This window comes from Williamsia soli (assembly GCF_017377795.1).
Classification (GTDB): Bacteria; Actinomycetota; Actinomycetes; order Mycobacteriales; family Mycobacteriaceae; genus Williamsia; species Williamsia soli.
This window is the reverse complement of sequence record NZ_JAFRDR010000009.1, coordinates 77,620-94,989: the sequence shown is the minus strand read 5'-3', so window position 1 is coordinate 94,989 and position 17,370 is coordinate 77,620. Positions and strand designations below refer to the sequence as shown.

Below are 17,370 nucleotides of genomic sequence, written 5' to 3'. Positions count from 1 at the left end.
TTTTCGTGGAAAACCGATCTGACCTCGACGATGTCCTGGGTGCACTCGAGGCCGCCCGGCCGGATGTCGTGCGTACGTCCTCGGCCGAGCGCGCTGCCGCAGTGCTGCGAGCCCAGGTGGATGAAGGTCGGTTGCGCTCGGGTGCCCGGCTACCCGAGGAGTCGATCGCGCGGGCGCTCGGTATCTCGCGCAATACGCTGCGAGAGGCACTCAGCCAGCTCGTTTCCGAACGCATAGTTGTGCGGGTACCCAATCGGGGTGTTCTCATTCGGACACCCACCGCTGATGATGTGCGCGATGTGTACCGTGCGCGGCGGGTCATCGAAACCGGAGCGATCCGCGTCGGCGCTGGTGGGGATGAGTTCTTGCAGGCGATGCGCGCGGCGGTGAGCGAGGGGCGTGACGGGCTGGCCACGGCCGACGGCGATGCTGTTGCCACCGCCAATCAGCATTTTCACCGTGCCGTCGTCGCGCAAGCCCGTAGTAGCCGACTCGATGTCGAGATGAACCTGCTGCTCGCCGAGATGCGCCTGGTGTTCTTCCGCAGCGGGTCGGCGAGCGACTTCCACTCGCGGTACGTCGAGCGCAACGGGGAGATCGTAGAGCTGCTGGCCGGGGGAGAGGTCGAGTCCGCCGCCGACGCTATGGACACGTATCTGCGCGATGCGGAGCGTCATTTGCTCACGCAGTTCTCACCCAGCTGATCGGGCCTGAGCAGTAAACGCACGGTCGACCGTTTGATGGGCACGGTCGGCGGTTGTTAAGGCACGGTCGGCGAATCAATCCCAGTGTGCCGCAACGCGGTAACCTGGTCCGTCTGGGTCGGCGCCGACAGTCAGGCGGCCACCGGTCGACTCGACACGTTCCCGCATGCCGATCAGGCCCAAGCCGGTGCTCGACGTGGTCTGCGGCGACACAAACCGCCCGCCTCCGTCGTCAATGACTTTGACAGACAGCATATTCGGGGACGCAACGGTCACGCCGACTGTGACCGCAGCCGCCGGTCCGGCGTGGCGACGCACGTTGTTCAGCGACTCCTGGATCACGCGGTAGCCCGCGGTACTCTCCGCGGACGGGACCGCTCCGATATCGCCGACCACGTCGTAGCGGATGGTCACACCGTCCCGGCGCGCTCTCTCGACGAGTTCGGTCACCTGCGGCAATCCCGCCGTGGGCGTCCGCGGCGCGGTGTGATCGCTGTCCCGCAACGTTTCGAGCATCATGGCGAGTTCGTCGAGAACCTCGCTGCTGGCCTGCCGAATCGCTTCCAGCGCGGCTTTGGCCTGGTGCGGTTGCCGATCGAGGAGATGGGCCGCGACACCGGACTGCACGTTGATGGTGGCGAGGGCGTGCGCAACGGAATCATGCAGGTCACGAGCGATGCCGAGGCGTTCGTCGGTGGACGCCTGCTGCCGCCGTAGTTCCTCACGTTCCTTCTGCGCCGCCACGCGCTCGGTCCGTGCTGCCAGCAACATGCCGGCGAGCGTCAACGCGAATGCCCACGCCGGCCCGGCCACTCCGATGATCCCGAGATCGCCGTCGGCAACCCATGCGCCGGCCATTACCGCGACCGCCATCACGACGGCGCCCACGAGCGCGACGATGCGCGACGCGCGATATCCGGCCAGCGCCATCGACACCGGCCCGACCAGCAGCACCGGCCCACCGGGGTAGCTGCGGGCCAGATAGGTGAAAACCGTTGCCGCCGCGATGGCGATCATCACCTGCGGGTAGCGACGCGACAGTCCCAGCGACAGAGCCCCGATCACGCCCAGCGCGATGGCCAGGGCGTCGATGGAGTGGGAGTCTGCGCCGCCGTGATCGACCCGGAAACTTCCGACGAGCACGACAACAGCCACGACGATCACCACGGCGACATCGCTGCGGCGCAGGCCGAGTTCCCGGAAAGGCTTCACAGGCCGATCGTAGGACCGCGCCCCCGGGCTCCGCGTCCGTTCAGTGTTGAGATCGGGTGAGTGGCTACGCTGAGGGGATGATCAGGGTGGCGCTCGCCGACGATCAGCTTCTGGTGCGAACGGGTTTCCGTGCACTGCTCGATGCGGAAGACGACATCGAGGTGATCGGCGAGGCGGGCGACGGAGAAGCTGCAGTCGCGCTCTGTGTGGAGCGGCGTCCCGACGTGATCATCATGGACATCCGAATGCCGGGCACCGACGGTCTCGACGCCACACGTCAGATCACAGCCCGCGCAGATCTGGCCGATGTCAGGGTTCTCATCCTCACCACCTTCGAACTCGACGAGTACGTCTTCGAGGCGTTGCGGTCCGGTGCCAGCGGGTTTTTGGTCAAACACACCGAGCCTGCGGAGTTGATCCAGGCAGTGCGGGTGATCGCGGCGGGGCAGGCGCTGCTGTCGCCCGGGGTCACCCGCCGGCTGATCACCGAATTCGCCCACGGCGGCGAGACATCGGTATCGGAGCCGCCGGCGAGGATTGTCGACCTGCTCACCGCGCGTGAACTCGAAGTGGTGCGATTGTTGGCCGAAGGTCTGTCGAACGACGAGATCGCCGCGAAGTGGTTCGTCAGCAACGCCACGGTCCGGACCCACGTGAGTCGCGCGATGACCAAACTCGCGGCCCGGGATCGCGCACAGCTGGTGGTCTTCGCCTACCGACTGGGTCTGGTACAGATCCCACCGCGGTAGTGGTTCCTCGACACCTGACGTAGACGAGATGTCCACACCAGGGTGACGACTTCGGCCGGCAGGCGCGGCATCGTTGCCCTCATGACAACTGCACCCGTCGCGGTTTCCGTCACCGGACTCACCAAACGCTACCGATCACGAACCGCGGTCGACAACGTGTCGTTCACGGTCCCAACGGGATCGGTGACCGGGCTCATCGGTCCCAACGGGGCCGGCAAGACCACGGTGATGGCCATGATGCTTGGGCTGATCACTCCGTCCGAGGGCGAGGGCACCGTGCTCGGCGCGCCGATTCGCGATCGGGCCCGGTACCTCCCGCGCACCGGCGCACTGATCGAGTCGCCGGCGTTCCATCCGGCCGTGTCCGGCCGCGACAACCTCCGGTCTCTGGCGAGGCTGGCCGGTCACAGCATCACCGGGATCGACGACATGCTCGGCATCGTCGGACTCTCAGACCGCGGCGGCGACCGGTTCGGGAGTTACTCCCTCGGTATGAAACAGCGTCTGGGCATCGCCGCTGCACTCCTCGGCGACCCCGAACTGGTCATCCTCGATGAGCCGACAAACGGACTCGATCCGCAAGGGATGCAGGAGATCCGCGATCTCATCCGCATCATCTCCGGTCAGGGACGTACCGTGATCGTGTCCTCGCACCTGCTCGGTGAACTCGAGCAGATATGTGACTGGCTTGTGGTCCTCGATCACGGCGGACTGGTGCATCTGGGCACACCGGAGTCCCTCGGTGGCACCGCGGATGCGCTGGTCGTGGAGCCCTGTGCAGCTACCGATCTCGATGCGCTGGTAGTCGTCGCCGCGTCCGCCGGATTGCCGATCGACCGGGTTGCCGAGACGATCGTCATCACTCTGGACGTACAGTCCGACGCGCATCGGATCGCCGCAGACCTCAACACCCGCGCCCACGCGGCGGGGATCGTGCTGAGCGAATTACACCATCGCCGAGCCGATCTGGAATCCCGCTACCTCACGATGATCAACGCCGCCGCACCCACAGAGAAGGCCGTCCGATGAATCTGCTCAACTCATTTCGCTCAGAATGGATCCTGCTGAACCGCCCGCGGCTCTGGGTCGGGCTCGGCCTGACAACGGTCGTGTTCGCGGCGGTCGCCACTTGGTTGCTGATGGAATCGGCCGAACCCGTGGGCCGCGGTGGCGACGGTCCGGGGGTGTCGCTGGAAGCCTTGACCGGATCCGGAGGAGCCACCGCCGCCGTCATCTCGTCGATGGGCTTCGCCACGGTCCTGGTGGTGGCGGCCTTCGCCGCCGCCATGGGCAACGAGATCACGCGGGGGACGCTGCGCGCCGCGCTTGCGAAGCAACCCAGTCGGCTGACATTGATCGCCGGAAAGCTGGCGGCCCGAGTGAGTCTGGCGTCGATCCTGATGGCCGTTGCTCTCATCGTGGGCGCCGTGACCGCCGCGGTGGTGGCACCGTCGGCAGATGTGGACACCGGCGGCTGGTTGGGCGCCGACGCCCTCGGTAGCGGTATCGCCGACTATGGCCGGTTACTGGTGTTTGTCTCGATGTACGCGCTGATCGGCACAACCGTTGCGGTGCTGGTCAGATCGACACCGATAGCGCTGGGCATCTGCCTGCTGTGGTTCGGGCCGATCGAGAACGTACTCGGCGAAGGCCGGGAGTGGGCGGAGCGGTGGTTTCCCGGACTCGTGATGCGATCGCTGGTTCAGCCGGACAGTCCGGGCGCCCTGTCTCTCGGCACCACGCTGACCACCCTGTCGCTCTACGCGGTGATGTGTGGAGGCGTGATCGCCTACGCGATGTCCCGCCGCGACGTCACTGCAGGATAGGGAGTCCGATGTCGCCGAACGTCTTCCAACTCAGCAGACCTGCCCGCAAGGCTCTCCTGACCACGCACATCCTGCTGAGCGTGGCCTGGTTCGGCGTGAACCTCGCGCTGATTGCCCTTGATGTCGTTGCGTTCACGACCGACGACGGTCAACTGGTGGCCGCCGGCATCGCGGCGATCGTGATCATCATCCCGCCGGTGATTCCGGCCCTGGCCCTGGGAACACTGCTGACCGGAGTCCTCCTCGGGCTCGGAACCAGGTGGGGATTGGTCACGCACGGGTGGGTGACTGCGAAACTGATCATCAGCGTGGTGTTGACCGCATTGGTCGCAACCCTGTTGCTGCCCAACGCCTTGTCGATGGCCGAGCCCGACCCGGGCCTCTCGGCCGAGCAACTACGTGCCGAATTCGACCTGATGTCACTGCTGATGCCGCCGATCGTGTCATCGGTGGCCTTGATGGTCGCGACCGTACTGTCGGTGTACAAACCGGTCGGCCGCCGGCAGAAATCGCGCCGGCGGCCAGACCGTTCGATCAGTCCGTCTTCGGAAGTCCCGGCGGATTCAACTGGGACTCGGTGACGGCCTCGTCCTGCAGGTTCCAGCGTTTGAGCACTTCGGCATACTCGCCGTCGGCGATCACCTTGTTCAGCGCCGCCTGCACGGGCTCGATGAGCGGGTTGCCCTTCAGGGTGGTCGCCGCGATCAGGCCGGTGAGGCTTTCACCGGCACCGGAGACGGTTCCGACTATCTTGGTCTCGCTCGGGGTGCCCCGCACCTGTGCGTCGTGGAACGCGTTGATCGGGTTGGGTCCGAAATACCCGTCGATCTGCCCCGACGTCAACGCCGACCAGATGCCGGCTGTGTCCTGGTAGTACTTGATGTCGATGGTGGGCTTGCCCTCCGCCGTCAGCTTGGCGGCGTAGTCGACCAGGATCTTCTCCTGGTTCGTACCCGATCCGACCGCGATGGTCTTGCCGCTCAAGTCCTGATAGCTCGTGAAGGTTACAGCCGAATCCTTCGGCACGATCAGCGACAGCACATCGGTCCGGTAGGTCGCGAAGTCGTAGAGCTCTTTGCGGGCCTCGGTGACTGTGATGTTCGAGAACCCTACATCGGTGGCACCACTGTCGATTCCGAGGAACAGGCCCTCCCATGAGGACCGTTTGAACTCGGGTTTGAGACCGAGGACACCGGCAACCAGGGTGGCGATGTCCACCTCGTCGCCGATCCAGACCTGATCGTTGTCGGTGGACGGGAACGAGAAGGGCGGATTGCCGGTTCCGGATCCCTGCCCGATGATCAGGGTGCCTCGGTCGCGGATCGCCTGGGGGACGGTGGCGGCGATCGCCTCGTCCTTGGCCGGGACGATCTGGTTTTGGTTCGCACTGAGGTTGAGCGCCTCCCCGGACTCGTTCTTGACCTCCTGGGTACCACCGTCGTCGGGGGAGGAGCACGCGACCAGGGAGGTGAGAACGGTGGTGGCGGCCAGGAGCGCCAGCAGGAGCCGGCGCGGCCGACGATTGTTCCTGCTCCGGGCATGGTTCTGCTGCGGCATGGGGCTGCTTTCTGTTCGTGCGTCAGTGGACGCGGCTGAGGAAGTCGCGCGTACGCGGATGTTGCGGATTGTTCAAAATCTCTGTGGGGGTACCGGTTTCGACAATTCGTCCCTCGTCCATGAACACAACTCGGTCGGCGACGCGGCGGGCGAACGTGATCTCGTGGGTGACGATCAGCAGCGTGCGTCCGGCGCGGGCCAGGTCCTGGATCACGTGCAGGACCTCGTCGACGAGCTCGGGGTCGAGGGCGGAGGTCGGTTCGTCGAACAGGATCAGTTCGGGGTCCAGCGCCAGCGCCCGGGCGATCGCGACGCGCTGTTGTTGCCCGCCGGACAACTGTCGCGGATACGCGTGCGCCTTGTCCGCCAGCCCGACGCGCTCCAGTAGGTCGCGCGCGCCGGCTGTCGCGGACTCCTTGGGAACCCCGAGCGCTGCCACCGGCGCCTCAGCGATGTTCTCGAGCGCGGTGAGGTGCGGGAAGAGGTTGAAGCCCTGGAAGACGAATCCGATCCTGCTGCGTTGCTTGAGGAGTTCGCGTTCACGTAGTCGGTGCAGAGCTTTTCGTCCGCGGCGATAGCCGATCAGCTCGGAATCGAGGAGTACGAAGCCGCGGTTGGGCGGCTGGAGGTAGTTGATGGTCCGCAGGAGTGTCGACTTTCCCGAACCCGAGGGGCCGATGATGGCGACGACCTCGCCTTTCGCGACGTCGAGACTGACGTCGCGTAGCACTGGGGTGCCGCCGAACGACTTCTCGACGTTTCTGATCTCGAGCAGTGGTCGGGTCATGATTGTTGTGTCCGGTCTGTGCGTCCATCGCGAGAAGCGGCGCGGCGCAACGAGTATTCGGCGTGCACTTCGTGCACGCGGGTGACTGCTCGCTGGATGGGCGTGGGCGGGACTTCGCGATGGGCGCCCTTCGCGAAGTATCGCTCGATGTAGAACTGGATCACCGATAGCAGGCCGGTGAGGATCACGTACCAGACCACGGCGACCATGAGCAGCGGGATGATGCGGCCGTTGCGGCCGTAGATCACCTGGACCTGGTAGAACAGGTCGGGCAGGGCGATGATGAACACCGCCGACGTGCCTTTGAGCAGGCCGATGATCTCATTGGCCGCGGGCGGCACGATGGTCCGCATGGCCTGCGGGAAGATGATTTTGGTGAACTGCCGCCGAGCGGGGATGCCCAGAGCGGCGGCGGCTTCCCGTTGTCCCTCGTCGACGGAGATGAGTCCTGCGCGGATGATCTCGGCGCCGTAGGCGGCCTGGTGGATCGAAAGTCCGATCACGGCTGCCGTCATGGGGCCGATGAGATCCTTGGTTGCCGTTTCCCCAAAGATCGGACCGAAGGGAATCCCGTATCCCAGATGGGTGTACAGCGCCCCGAGGAACCCCCAGAACAGAATCTGCACGATCAGTGGGATGGAGCGAAAGAGCCAGATGAACGCCCAGCTGACGCTCCGCAACAGCGGGTTCGGCGATTGCCGCATCAGGGCGAGGACGACACCGCCTGCGAAACCGAAGACGGCACCGTAGGCAGTGAGTTGAATCGTCAGCCAAAGTGCGTCGAGCACGGTGGTGCTGAAGAAGAACTGCGCGAAGGTGGGCCAGTCGAATCGAGGATTGGTCACGGCGCCGGCAACGAACTGCGACAACAGGATCAGGACCACGACAACGCCGAGCCATCGTCCGTAGTGGGGCGTGCGAACTATCGGTAGATCTTCGAGTGGAATCTCGGAGTCGTCGAGGTCGCGCTGCGAACTCGGCGAGATCAAACTGGTCAACGTGGCCCCCGTGTCGAATCCTCCTGTGCTCAGGAGGTGGTTCGGCGAAAACTATCGGAAGGCCGGTGTGCGCACAATTGATTCGATCACGACGACCGAAAAGGCGCCGACCGCAACAAGTGTGCTCGAGAAGGGGCGGTCAGTAGTCGTCTTCCTTGTTGGGCCGGGTCTGATCGGTCCAGCCGTTGCCGTCGTGATAGCGCTCGAGCGACGGGTCGCGCTGGTCGGGATACCAGTCGGCCGGGATTGGCGGACGCTTCGCGCGCTGTGCCTGGATCAGCGCCGCGATCACCCCGATGACCAGCACGACGGTTACCACTGCCACGACGATCTGCCAGGTCTCCATGCCCCCAGTATCCCGCGACGACCACGCCCAGCGGTGGCGGATGACGAAGTTCGGCGTGTCAGGACCGGGCGAGGTCGATGAGTTTCCTGACCGTCCGGAGGTTCCGGCCGGTGCCCTGCACGCCGAGGCCTCTCGCGATGACGGGTGCCGTCAGCTTCGAGGTGCCGGCACCGGCGTCGTAGCGGATGTGCAGATTGTTGCCGATGACTTCGAAGACGTCTGCGCCGAAGTCTTTCTTCGCGAACCCGTCCACGGCGGCTTTGGCCGGGATACCGGTGAGGGCGTACACATAGGAGTACTTCGGTTCGACGACGTCGAAGGGGTGCGCGGCGAGGGCGGCCTCGAGATCGGTGTCCGATCTGCTGATGACCTCGCGAAAGTAGCCGTACTTCTCTTCGATGGCCTTTTCCAGGGCGCGATCGAACGAGGTGGGCTCGCCAGGTGGAGTGCACAACAGGTTCCCCGACGCGATATAGGTGGACACGTCTGTGGCGCCGAGGTCGATGGCGAGTTCACGCAGCTCGGCCATCGGCAATTTCGCGCCGCCGACGTTCACTGCGCGGATGAGCACGATCCGAGTGGCCATGAACCGATTCTGTCACCGCTCTCGGCGGTCTGACTTGAACAATCGCGACAGCCTGAGCCCGATGGCGATCTCAGTTCGGTTCCTGCACGAGAGCGAGACCGAAACCGTCCCAGCCCTTCAGCCCGATGGTCTGCAGCGCCGTGGCGTCGAGACGTGGATCAGTGGCGAACAACTCGAGCACGTCGCGTCCACCCTGGGCGCGTTCGTCGTTCTCACCGGGGTCGGACACGGCACCACCGCGCACGATGTTGTCCACCACGATGACCGTGCCGGGGCGGCTCAGCCGCAGGGCGGCGCGAATGTAGTTGCTGCTGTTCGGTTTGTCGGCATCGATGAAAACCAGGTCGAAGGGGTTGTCGGCGGGCAGCGTCGGCAACGTGTCCAGCGCGGCGCCGACCCTGATCTCGACCCGGTCGCCGACGAGCGCGCGGTCGACGTTGATCCGGGCGACCTCGGCGTGGTGCGGCTCGTATTCGAGGGTGACGACCTGGCCGCTTTCGCCGACGGCACGGGCGAGCCAGATGGTGCTGTAGCCGCCCAGTGTGCCGATCTCGAGGATGCGTCGCGCACCGATGGCCCGCGCCAACAGATGCAGGAACTTGCCCTGCACCGGCGCCACATCGATCGGCGGAAGCCCGGCCTCCGCGTTGGCTGCGATCGTGGCGTCGAGCGCGGCGTCCTCGCCAATGAGGATGTCGCTCAGATACTTATCGGTGTGGGCCCAGTTCTCGGTCATGCATCCAGTGTGCGCGCTGCGTAGGATTTCACCATGACCCGGACCGATGACATCGTCGAACAGATCCTGACCACATACGACACGATCACTGTGGTGGGAGCCAGCGCCGACCCGGGCAAAGCTGCCCACAGTGTTCCGGCGTTCATGGCCGACCGCGGATGGCGCATCGTGCCGGTCAACCCGAAAGCCGACGAACTCTTCGGTGAGAAGGTCTACCGCACCCTCGCCGACATACCGGAACACGTCGGGCTCGTCGACGTATTCCGGCCCTCGGAGGCGACACCCGACATCGCGCGTCAGGCGGTCGCCGCCGGCGCCAGCGCGCTGTGGTTGCAGCTCGGGATCGCCTCGGCCGAAGCCCGCGAGATCGCCGAGGGTGCCGGCCTGCTGTACGTCGAGGACCGGTGCCTGATCATCGAACAGCGACGGCTGGGCCTGCGCGCGCCGAGCCTGGGTTAGGAATACCGCACGATCCGCGACAGCTTCTTGGCGTCGGTGAGCATGCTTTCGATGATGGCCCCGGACACCGAATCGAACTCCTCGGCAGCGCGATTGAGCCGTTCCGAACCCAGCTCATCGGCGGCCGCTGCGATGAATTCGTCGGAGTCGTCCTCGGTGCCGATCTTCATCACCCACTCGAGCTTCGCGAGCTGTTTGTCGACCTGCTCGATGCCCGCACGGTACCGCGCGAACGCTTGTAGTCGCTGGACGAGCTGGCCGAGGCGTTCGTCGTAGATCTCGGTGCGACCGGCATGGATGGCAAGGACGTCGGGATCGTCGCCGAGGTCGTCGGGTGGACGCGGACCCAGCCTGTCGACGGCCGTGCGCAGCCGCGCGCAGCTACTGCTGATCTCGGCCACCTCGGCGTCGAGATCGACCCGGATCATCTTCTCGTCGAAGATGTCGTGCCGCCAAGAGGTGCTCAGCTCGATCGCGGTCGCCGTCGAACACGCGAAATAGGCCAGTTTGCCGATCGGATGCGACCGCATCTCGTCGATCGTTGCCTGATCGTCTGTGGACAGGTGCGACTGCCGCAATTGGCGCCGGAGAAGGCGTGGGTAGTGGTCCTCGTCGGTGCGGACGAACCAGTCGTCCGGGCGGCCCGACTCACGGTCCAGGAGCTCGTCGACGGCGATCCGTGGTGAATCGCCGCGCCAGGTGTCGGCGGCGATGAACGCGAACCGGATCGCGACGGCACCGGCCGGACGCGGCCCACCCTGCAGGTTGATCCAGTAGGGGGTGTTGGTCGTCTTCGCGAGGTCGGTCAGCCCGTCGCCGCGGGGGCGGCGGGGTTCGATGGCGGCCGCGCCGGCGTCGTCGTCCTCGCGCAGGGGCGGATTCTGCGACTGCTTCTGCGGGGGCGGGAGGGAGGCTTCGCGGAACTTCCCCGACCAGTTGATCGACTTCAACCACTCGGTGCCGACGAAGGCCAGTGCGGTCGTGGCAAACACCAGCACGAAGCCGATGATCGCGGAGACGTACACCATGTGTCCCATTATCCGGATCTGTGCCGTTGCCCGCCGAAAGACGCTCGGGGTGACCTGACCGAAAAGACAGGCGAACGCGTTTCGGGTACCTGGCCCGGTCTCGAAGTGAAAGGGTGGGAGAGGACCGACAGTAAGAGACGAGGACGGACAGGAGAGACGAGATGACCAACGCAACGGACGTGTACCGAGAGTCCAGAGATCAGTTGCTCGCTCTGTCAGGTGACCACGAGCGTGCAGTCGCCGAGTTCGCCTGGCCCGTCGTCGGACCGGTGTTCAACTGGGCCATCGACTGGTTCGACGCCATCGCGCGGGGCAGCGAGAAACCGGCGCTGGTCATCGTCGAGGAGAACATGGCCCGCGTCACCGTCACCTTCGACGAGATGCGACGGCGGTCGAACAGGGTCGCACGCTGGCTCCGCGACAAGGGGGTGAGCAGCGGCGATTCGGTCATCATCATGCTCGGTAACCAGGTCGAACTCTGGGAGTCGATGCTCGCGGTGATGAAACTCGGGGCGGTGATCGTGCCGACGACCACCGCTGTCGGAGCCGCGGATCTGCGCGACCGGCTGGCCCGGACCGAAGCCGGACACGTGCTGTGTAATCCGGCCGACGTCGGCAAGTTCGACGACGTCCCCGGTGATTACACGCGCATCTGTACGGGCACGGCGGCGGGCTGGCTGGATCTGACCGACGCCGCTCGAACCGACGACACCGGTATCGCGCATCCGGGGACCGCGCCCGACGACCGGATGCTCCTCTACTTCACCTCCGGCACCACCAGCCGGCCCAAGCTGGTGGAGCACACCCAGTCGTCGTACCCGATCGGGTCGCTGTCGACGATGTATTGGCTGGGGCTGCGCCCAGGTGATGTGCACCTGAACATCTCGTCGCCCGGGTGGGCCAAACACGCGTGGTCATGCTTCTTCGCGCCCTGGATTGCCGAGGCGACGATCTTCATCTACAACTATTCACGCTTCGACGCCGCAGCACTGATGTCGCAGCTGCGCACCAACGCCGTCACGACGTTCTGTGCGCCGCCGACCGTGTGGCGGATGCTCATCAAAGCCGACATGAGCGGTGGCGCGGGGTCGCTGCGGGAGATCATCGGGGCGGGTGAACCGTTGAACCCCGAGGTCATCGCGCAGGTCCAGGACAAGTGGGGGCTGACCTTGCGGGACGGGTTCGGCCAGACGGAGATGACCGCGGCGGTCGGGAACACCCCCGGATCGGCGGTCAAGGCGGGGTCGATGGGGCGGGCGCTGCCGGGTGTCCCGGTCGTGTTGGTGGATCCGCTGACCGGTGAGCGCGTCACTGCGGAATCGGAGACCCCTGAAGGCGAGATCTGTCTGGAGTTGAACAGTGCAGGCGGGCGGCCGCTCCCGCTCATGACCGGCTACCACGGCGATCCCGAGCGCAACGAACAGGCGATGGCGGGCGGTTTCTATCACACGGGCGACGTGGCCTCGGTCGACGACGAGGGGTACATCACCTACGTCGGCCGCACCGACGACGTCTTCAAGGCCTCGGACTACAAGATCAGTCCCTTCGAGTTGGAGAGCGTGCTCATCGAACATCCAGCGGTCGCCGAAGCGGCAGTGGTGCCGGCGCCCGACGAGGTCCGCCTGGCGATCCCGAAGGCGTACGTTTCGCTCGCGCCGGGGTACGAACCGACCCGGGAGACCGCCTTCGAGATCCTGAAATACGCGCGCGAGCACCTGGCGCCGTTTCAGCGAGTACGTCGGATCGAGTTCTTCGAGCTCCCCAAGACGATCTCGGGAAAGATCCGCAGGGTGGAGTTGCGGGGACGCGAGAACGAGGCGCTCACCGGCGCTGCGCTGTCCGAGGAGTGGCGCGACGACATGTTCCCGGAGCTGAAGGGCTGATCGTCTCGCGGGCGAGATCCGCCCCCGACTCCGTCCCGCGGCTAACGTTGCTGCAATGGAGATACTGACCCGGACCGCTGGTTCTGAGGAGATCGCGCTCGCCGTGCGTACATCCGGTCCGGCTGCCGCAAACCCGGTACTGCTGGTGCACGGCATGGGCGGCGATCATCACACCTGGCGACCGCTGGCCCGCGCACTGCGCACGGCCGGCCGGACCGTCATCTCCTACGATCAACGCGGGCACGGCCGCAGTTCGCGCTCGCCGTCGTATCTGCTGAACGATTTCCGCGACGACCTCAGCTTCGTGCTCGACGGGCTCGGTGTCGAGCAGGTGGACGTGGTCGGGCATTCGCTGGGCGGGCAGACCGCCCTGCGCATGGCGATGAGTACCCCCGAGCGGATCGGCAAGCTCGTGCTCGAGGAGATCCCGCCGATGCCCAGGACCCAGGCCGATCTCGACGAGAACATCGCGCCGTTCACCGGTATGGCCGATCGAATGCGTGGGCTCTGGAGTGTCGCGCGGTACCCGGGACCGGTGTTGCGATTCGATCACCGGATGTCCGACGTCGTCACCCGCCAGTTCGACGCTGTCGACACGGCGTGGTGGGATGCGCTGTCGCTCATCACCTTTCCGACTCTGGTCATCTCCGGCGGCGATCGCAGTTTTCTGCCGCCCCGACACTTGCAGAGTCTGACCGATGCGCTCCCGAGCGGTGACTACTTCCAGATTGACGCAGGGCACAGCGTGCACCGCGATCGGTCGGATGAGTTCAATCGCCGGGTGCTCGATTTCCTGCGGTTGTAATCCTTCGTCCGCCCACCCGTTTTTGCATCGGCCACCTGAAACAGTGGGTGGGTCGGCCGATTTCGGGTGGGCGGGCGTCATCGGTGCCGAGCGCACGGTGACGGCGACAACCGCGTGGTCACTGATCCGGTGGATCGCCTTCGGCCGACGCTGGGGCGGGAGCAACCGACTTCTTGCCACGCGCACCGACGATCGACGCGGCCAGCGGCAAGACCAGGACGGTCACGGCGCCCGCGGTCACGAGTACGGAGGCATTGCCTGCAGACATGTCACCCGACGCGACCGCGACCCCGGTGACGGCAACGATGATCGGCAGTCCGGTGGCGGAATACAAACCGAGTTGGACGCGCTCGCGTAGGTCGAAAGGCGGTCCGGCGCCGGAGTTCCCGCGGTCCCAGCGTGCTGCCACGAAAACCGGCACACCACGGACGAGCAGGATCATCGCGACGAACACCACCAGGACCCAGGGTTCGGCTGCCACAGCCGAGATGTCGATGGCCATCCCCGAGGTGATGAAGAAGATGGGTATCAGCAGGCCGAAAGCGATGCCGTCGAGTTTGATCTCGATCGATTCGTCTCCGTCGGGAAGCATCCGACGGAGAATGAACCCGGCTGCGAACGCACCCAGAATGGTGTCGAGATCGAAGGCGTACGCCAACGCCATCAGGCCGACGAGCAGCAGCACCGTGATGCGCACCGAGGTCTGCGCGGTGGTGTCCGAGCCGGCCGAGACCACCCTCGTCAGCCAGTGATGCCGTGCGACGAGGTGTTCGGAGATCAACCAGACCACCACAGCCGCAACGGCAAAGATCACCAACACGATCGCCGACTTGAGCGAGCCACGGGCGCTGAGCAGGACCGCCATGGCGATCACCGGTCCCAGTTCACCGAACGCACCGTGGTTGAGCACGGTCAGGCCGAGGCGCCCCTCGAGCATCCCCGAGTCGCGCAGGATCGGCAGCAGTGTGCCCAATGCGGTCGAGCACATGGCGATCGCGACTGCGCTCTCCGCCGATATCAGACCGGTCGTGCCGATCGCGAAGGTCACCGCAAATGCCAGCGCGAGGCAGCAGATCCACGTGTACAACGCGCGACGGCCTTCTCTGCCGACGAGTTCCGAGGTCTTGATCTCATAACCTGCGAGGAGAAACAACATTCCGAGGCCGAGCTCACGCAGAAGTTGGATCTCGGGTCCCTCGACCGCGATGTCGAGGGCGTGTGGCCCGATGATGATGCCGCCGACCAGCAACAGCACCACCTCCGGTATCCGCCTCTTGCGGATGAGTCCCGCAACCAGCGGTGCCAGTACCGCGATCACGGTTATCCAGAACAACGACGTGACGACGGTCGCCGACACGTCAGCTCACATTCCGTGCTGCAGAGGCCAGCCCGGCCACCGCCGTCGCGATGGCCGGTGGGATCTCGGTGGGCTTGCGGGTGTCGCGGTCGACGTAGACATGCACGAAGCGTCCGGTGGCGGCAGGTCTGACGGTGCCGTCGGGGCGCTCGGCGAAGATCGCCAGCGAGTAGACGACACTGCGGGTCCCGAGCCGCTCGATCGACAACCCGACCTGTAGCTGCTCGGGGAACGTCAGCTCGCTGTGGAAGATGCACGACGTCTCGGCGACGATGCCGATCGCGGCCAACCGCCGGATGTCGGTCCCGGATGCCGACATCAACCAGGCGTTGACGGCGGTGTCGAAGTACGAGTAGTACGTGACGTTGTTGACGTGACCGTAGTGGTCGTTGTCGTCCCACCGGGTGGGGACCGGCCACAGCACCGGGTAGTCCTGCGGAACCGGAAGCGCGGGTCTGGTCACTGTCCAAAGCCTCTCTGCGTCGGCGATTGCCTCGTCAAAGAGTACGAGGTGCATAGTGGTTCGGGGGTGTGGAGGCGTAGAAAGGGCGAGCGATGAGGATAAGTGGAGCGGTACTCGAGGAGATCGGGCGGGCACGGCCTTACGCGGAGTCGATGCCGATCGCGATCCACGAGCTCGAACTGCAGGCGCCCGGGCCCACCGAGCTGCTGGTGCAGATCGAAGCGGCCGGCGTCTGCCACTCGGATCTCAGCGTCGTCGACGGCAACCGCGTACGTCCCGTACCGATGTTGCTCGGACACGAAGCGGCCGGAATCGTGCGCGAGGTCGGTGAGCAGGTCAGCGGGGTCGAGGTCGGGCAGCGCGTGGTGATGTCGTTCTTGCCTCGGTGCGAGGACTGTGCGGGTTGCGCAGCCGACGGCCGGTTGCCATGCGGGCCCGGGAGTGCGGCCAACAATGCCGGCGAATTGCTCGGTGGCGGGCGGCGGCTCGCGAACCTCGATACAGGCGACCACATTCATCATCATCTGGGCGTGTCGGGATTCGCCACCCACGCCGTGGTGGACGCCGCATCGGCCGTTCCGGTCGGAGAAGACGTACCCGCGGACATCGCTGCGGTCCTCGGTTGTGCTGTTCTCACCGGTGGGGGCGCGGTGCTCAATGCGGCCAAACCGGGGCCCGATGACTCGATCATGATCGTCGGGCTCGGTGGGGTCGGGATGGCGGCACTCATCACAGCTGTGGCGCAGCAGGTCTCGCGCATCATTGCCGTCGACACCTTCGACGACAAACTCGAGCACGCACGGTCGCTGGGTGCTCACGAGACCTACACTCCGCAGCAGATCTCGGCCGACGGGATCAAAGCCACCCATGTCATCGAGTGCGCCGGGAATGCGCGGGCATTCGAGACCGCGTTCGCCGCAACAGCACCGGGTGGCACCACCGTCACCGTCGGATTGCCTGCACCGCAGGCGAGATCGAGTATCTCGCCCCTGACGATAACCGCAGAAGCCCGCACGGTCATCGGGAGCTACCTCGGTTCCGCTGTGCCGAGTCGGGACATCCCGAAGTATGCGCAGATGTGGCGCGAAGGCAGGCTGCCGGTGGAGCAACTCATCTCTTCGCGGATAGCGTTGTCGGACATCAACTCCGCGATGGATCAACTCGCCGACGGCAAGGCGATCCGGCAGGTCGTCATCTTCTGACAGCCGGGGTTCAGCGCACCCTGAACAGTTCGGCCGGTCGGCCGGTTTCGGCGGATGATCGCTCGCCGGTGCCCACGAGGTCGCCGATGAACCGACGCCGAAAGGTGTCCTTCGGAAACTCGTGCGCGAAGATCGCCTCGTGCAGCCTCCGTAGTTCCAAGAGGGTGAACTCCTCGGGCAGCAGGTGATCCGGGTCGGCGGCGCCGCGGTATCGCTGTCGTAGATCCCGAACGGCCTCGGCCGCCATGGAGTCATGGTCGAAGGCCAACCGTTCGTGCGCACCGGTGTCGGTGATCGATACCAAACGCGATGTGTGGGGGAGTTTTTCACGCGCGATCGCCGCCCCGTGGGCCATCGACAACACCCAGCCGCGGTCGTCGCGGTCGGGATCGTCGAACATGCCGAGCTGATGGAAGTCGAGGCCGGTGATCGCCGCCTTGCTCGACAGTGCCCGGGCGGCGGCGTCGCGCAAGGTCTCTCGTGGATGCAGGAAGGTTCCCGGGAGGGAGAGTCCACGTTCGGAGTCGATGACCAGGACCGCCAGCTGATCGCCGGTGACCGTCAGAACCGCGACGTCGACGGCAACCGATGGTCGCGCGTAATCGTCGAGCGCTTTGCCAGACGAATCTCTCCACACCACGTCTTGCACCTTAGCGCAACCGTGCGCTAAGG

20 protein-coding genes are annotated in these 17,370 nt (G+C 65.4%); 9 read left to right on the top strand and 11 right to left on the bottom strand.

Translation table 11 applies throughout. The features are described 5' to 3' along the window. The first annotated feature begins 5 nt into the window (after positions 1-5). Positions 6-704 carry a GntR family transcriptional regulator gene (locus tag J3S28_RS21730; RefSeq protein ID WP_207842865.1) on the top strand — a complete coding sequence of 233 codons (699 nt, stop codon included), beginning with the start codon at positions 6-8 and terminating at the stop codon, positions 702-704. A 75-nt stretch (positions 705-779) separates the two neighbouring features. On the opposite strand, the gene J3S28_RS28815 is transcribed toward J3S28_RS21730, so the two are convergent. Beyond that, positions 780-1,916 (bottom strand): sensor histidine kinase, encoded by a 1,137-nt coding sequence (locus tag J3S28_RS28815; RefSeq protein ID WP_207842863.1) that lies wholly within the window; start codon positions 1,914-1,916, stop codon positions 780-782. A gap of 77 nt (positions 1,917-1,993) precedes the next feature. Between J3S28_RS28815 and J3S28_RS21720 the strand changes: the two genes are divergently transcribed. From J3S28_RS21720 to J3S28_RS21705, 4 genes are all read left to right on the top strand, one after another. Next, the gene (locus J3S28_RS21720; RefSeq protein WP_207843094.1) at positions 1,994-2,665 is read left to right on the top strand and encodes a response regulator transcription factor; all 672 of its coding nucleotides are present in this window, start codon (positions 1,994-1,996) and stop codon (positions 2,663-2,665) included. A gap of 81 nt (positions 2,666-2,746) precedes the next feature. Further along, the gene (locus J3S28_RS21715; protein ID WP_207842861.1) at positions 2,747-3,694 is read left to right on the top strand and encodes an ABC transporter ATP-binding protein; all 948 of its coding nucleotides are present in this window, start codon (positions 2,747-2,749) and stop codon (positions 3,692-3,694) included. Next, entirely contained in the window at positions 3,691-4,491 is an 801-nt protein-coding gene (locus tag J3S28_RS21710; RefSeq protein ID WP_207842852.1) for an ABC transporter permease, read from the top strand. Before J3S28_RS21715 ends, J3S28_RS21710 begins: the two co-directional genes overlap by 4 nt. Before the next feature lie 8 nt (positions 4,492-4,499). After that, positions 4,500-5,072 (top strand): hypothetical protein, encoded by a 573-nt coding sequence (locus tag J3S28_RS21705; RefSeq protein ID WP_207842850.1) that lies wholly within the window; start codon positions 4,500-4,502, stop codon positions 5,070-5,072. Here J3S28_RS21705 and J3S28_RS21700 read toward each other — a convergent pair. From J3S28_RS21700 to J3S28_RS21675, 6 genes are all read right to left on the bottom strand, one after another. Then, positions 5,026-6,048 (bottom strand): ABC transporter substrate-binding protein, encoded by a 1,023-nt coding sequence (locus J3S28_RS21700; RefSeq protein WP_207842848.1) that lies wholly within the window; start codon positions 6,046-6,048, stop codon positions 5,026-5,028. The genes J3S28_RS21705 and J3S28_RS21700 overlap by 47 nt on opposite strands. 22 nt (positions 6,049-6,070) lie before the next feature. Next, positions 6,071-6,835: an amino acid ABC transporter ATP-binding protein gene (locus tag J3S28_RS21695; protein ID WP_272874231.1), complete on the bottom strand. Its 765-nt coding sequence runs from the start codon at positions 6,833-6,835 to the stop codon at positions 6,071-6,073. After that, positions 6,832-7,824 carry an amino acid ABC transporter permease gene (locus J3S28_RS21690; RefSeq protein ID WP_237341939.1) on the bottom strand — a complete coding sequence of 331 codons (993 nt, stop codon included), beginning with the start codon at positions 7,822-7,824 and terminating at the stop codon, positions 6,832-6,834. Before J3S28_RS21690 ends, J3S28_RS21695 begins: the two co-directional genes overlap by 4 nt. A gap of 148 nt (positions 7,825-7,972) precedes the next feature. Next, positions 7,973-8,179, bottom strand: a complete 207-nt coding sequence (locus J3S28_RS21685; protein ID WP_207842846.1) for a DUF2510 domain-containing protein — start codon at positions 8,177-8,179, stop codon at positions 7,973-7,975. A 58-nt stretch (positions 8,180-8,237) separates the two neighbouring features. Then, positions 8,238-8,765: a DUF1697 domain-containing protein gene (locus tag J3S28_RS21680; protein WP_207842844.1), complete on the bottom strand. Its 528-nt coding sequence runs from the start codon at positions 8,763-8,765 to the stop codon at positions 8,238-8,240. A 70-nt stretch (positions 8,766-8,835) separates the two neighbouring features. Beyond that, on the bottom strand, positions 8,836-9,501 hold the full coding sequence (locus tag J3S28_RS21675; protein ID WP_207842842.1) for an O-methyltransferase: 666 nt from the start codon (positions 9,499-9,501) through the stop codon (positions 8,836-8,838). A gap of 33 nt (positions 9,502-9,534) precedes the next feature. Here J3S28_RS21675 and J3S28_RS21670 point away from each other — a divergent pair, with 33 nt between their 5' ends. Then, positions 9,535-9,960 carry a CoA-binding protein gene (locus J3S28_RS21670; RefSeq protein WP_207842840.1) on the top strand — a complete coding sequence of 142 codons (426 nt, stop codon included), beginning with the start codon at positions 9,535-9,537 and terminating at the stop codon, positions 9,958-9,960. Here J3S28_RS21670 and J3S28_RS21665 read toward each other — a convergent pair. Then, a complete protein-coding gene (locus J3S28_RS21665) occupies positions 9,957-10,988 on the bottom strand; it encodes a hypothetical protein (RefSeq protein WP_207842838.1) in 1,032 nt (343 codons plus the stop codon). The genes J3S28_RS21670 and J3S28_RS21665 overlap by 4 nt on opposite strands. 161 nt (positions 10,989-11,149) lie before the next feature. Between J3S28_RS21665 and J3S28_RS21660 the strand changes: the two genes are divergently transcribed. Both J3S28_RS21660 and J3S28_RS21655 read left to right on the top strand, forming a co-directional pair. Beyond that, complete coding sequence (locus J3S28_RS21660) at positions 11,150-12,871, top strand: AMP-binding protein (RefSeq protein WP_207842836.1); 1,722 nt, start codon at positions 11,150-11,152, stop codon at positions 12,869-12,871. A 55-nt stretch (positions 12,872-12,926) separates the two neighbouring features. Continuing rightward, positions 12,927-13,676: an alpha/beta fold hydrolase gene (locus J3S28_RS21655; protein ID WP_207842835.1), complete on the top strand. Its 750-nt coding sequence runs from the start codon at positions 12,927-12,929 to the stop codon at positions 13,674-13,676. Between the two features lie 118 nt (positions 13,677-13,794). Here the strand turns inward: J3S28_RS21655 and J3S28_RS21650 are convergent, their stop codons facing one another. Continuing rightward, on the bottom strand, positions 13,795-15,033 hold the full coding sequence (locus J3S28_RS21650; RefSeq protein WP_207842834.1) for a cation:proton antiporter: 1,239 nt from the start codon (positions 15,031-15,033) through the stop codon (positions 13,795-13,797). Position 15,034: 1 nt separating this feature from the next. Further along, a complete protein-coding gene (locus J3S28_RS21645) occupies positions 15,035-15,496 on the bottom strand; it encodes an acyl-CoA thioesterase (RefSeq protein WP_307797322.1) in 462 nt (153 codons plus the stop codon). A 92-nt stretch (positions 15,497-15,588) separates the two neighbouring features. On the opposite strand from J3S28_RS21645, the gene J3S28_RS21640 reads away from it, so the two are divergent. After that, the gene (locus J3S28_RS21640; protein ID WP_207842832.1) at positions 15,589-16,698 is read left to right on the top strand and encodes an alcohol dehydrogenase catalytic domain-containing protein; all 1,110 of its coding nucleotides are present in this window, start codon (positions 15,589-15,591) and stop codon (positions 16,696-16,698) included. Positions 16,699-16,708: 10 nt separating this feature from the next. On the opposite strand, the gene J3S28_RS21635 is transcribed toward J3S28_RS21640, so the two are convergent. After that, the gene (locus J3S28_RS21635) at positions 16,709-17,347 is read right to left on the bottom strand and encodes an NUDIX hydrolase (protein WP_207842831.1); all 639 of its coding nucleotides are present in this window, start codon (positions 17,345-17,347) and stop codon (positions 16,709-16,711) included. Positions 17,348-17,370 lie beyond the last annotated feature (23 nt).

Bases quoted from the DNA above. Each gene is read 5' to 3' on its own strand.
- J3S28_RS21720 (WP_207843094.1), top strand. From the start codon at position 1,994: ATGATCAGGGTGGCGCTCGCCGACGATCAGCTTCTGGTGCGAACGGGT.
- J3S28_RS21670 (WP_207842840.1), top strand. From the start codon at position 9,535: ATGACCCGGACCGATGACATCGTCGAACAGATCCTGACCACATACGAC.
- J3S28_RS21655 (WP_207842835.1), top strand. From the start codon at position 12,927: ATGGAGATACTGACCCGGACCGCTGGTTCTGAGGAGATCGCGCTCGCC.
- J3S28_RS21680 (WP_207842844.1), bottom strand. From the start codon at position 8,765: ATGGCCACTCGGATCGTGCTCATCCGCGCAGTGAACGTCGGCGGCGCG.
- J3S28_RS21640 (WP_207842832.1), top strand. From the start codon at position 15,589: ATGAGGATAAGTGGAGCGGTACTCGAGGAGATCGGGCGGGCACGGCCT.
- J3S28_RS21695 (WP_272874231.1), bottom strand. From the start codon at position 6,835: ATGACCCGACCACTGCTCGAGATCAGAAACGTCGAGAAGTCGTTCGGC.
- J3S28_RS21665 (WP_207842838.1), bottom strand. From the start codon at position 10,988: ATGGTGTACGTCTCCGCGATCATCGGCTTCGTGCTGGTGTTTGCCACG.
- J3S28_RS21705 (WP_207842850.1), top strand. From the start codon at position 4,500: ATGTCGCCGAACGTCTTCCAACTCAGCAGACCTGCCCGCAAGGCTCTC.
- J3S28_RS21700 (WP_207842848.1), bottom strand. From the start codon at position 6,048: ATGCCGCAGCAGAACCATGCCCGGAGCAGGAACAATCGTCGGCCGCGC.
- J3S28_RS21675 (WP_207842842.1), bottom strand. From the start codon at position 9,501: ATGACCGAGAACTGGGCCCACACCGATAAGTATCTGAGCGACATCCTC.
- J3S28_RS21685 (WP_207842846.1), bottom strand. From the start codon at position 8,179: ATGGAGACCTGGCAGATCGTCGTGGCAGTGGTAACCGTCGTGCTGGTC.
- J3S28_RS21715 (WP_207842861.1), top strand. From the start codon at position 2,747: ATGACAACTGCACCCGTCGCGGTTTCCGTCACCGGACTCACCAAACGC.
- J3S28_RS21710 (WP_207842852.1), top strand. From the start codon at position 3,691: ATGAATCTGCTCAACTCATTTCGCTCAGAATGGATCCTGCTGAACCGC.
- J3S28_RS21660 (WP_207842836.1), top strand. From the start codon at position 11,150: ATGACCAACGCAACGGACGTGTACCGAGAGTCCAGAGATCAGTTGCTC.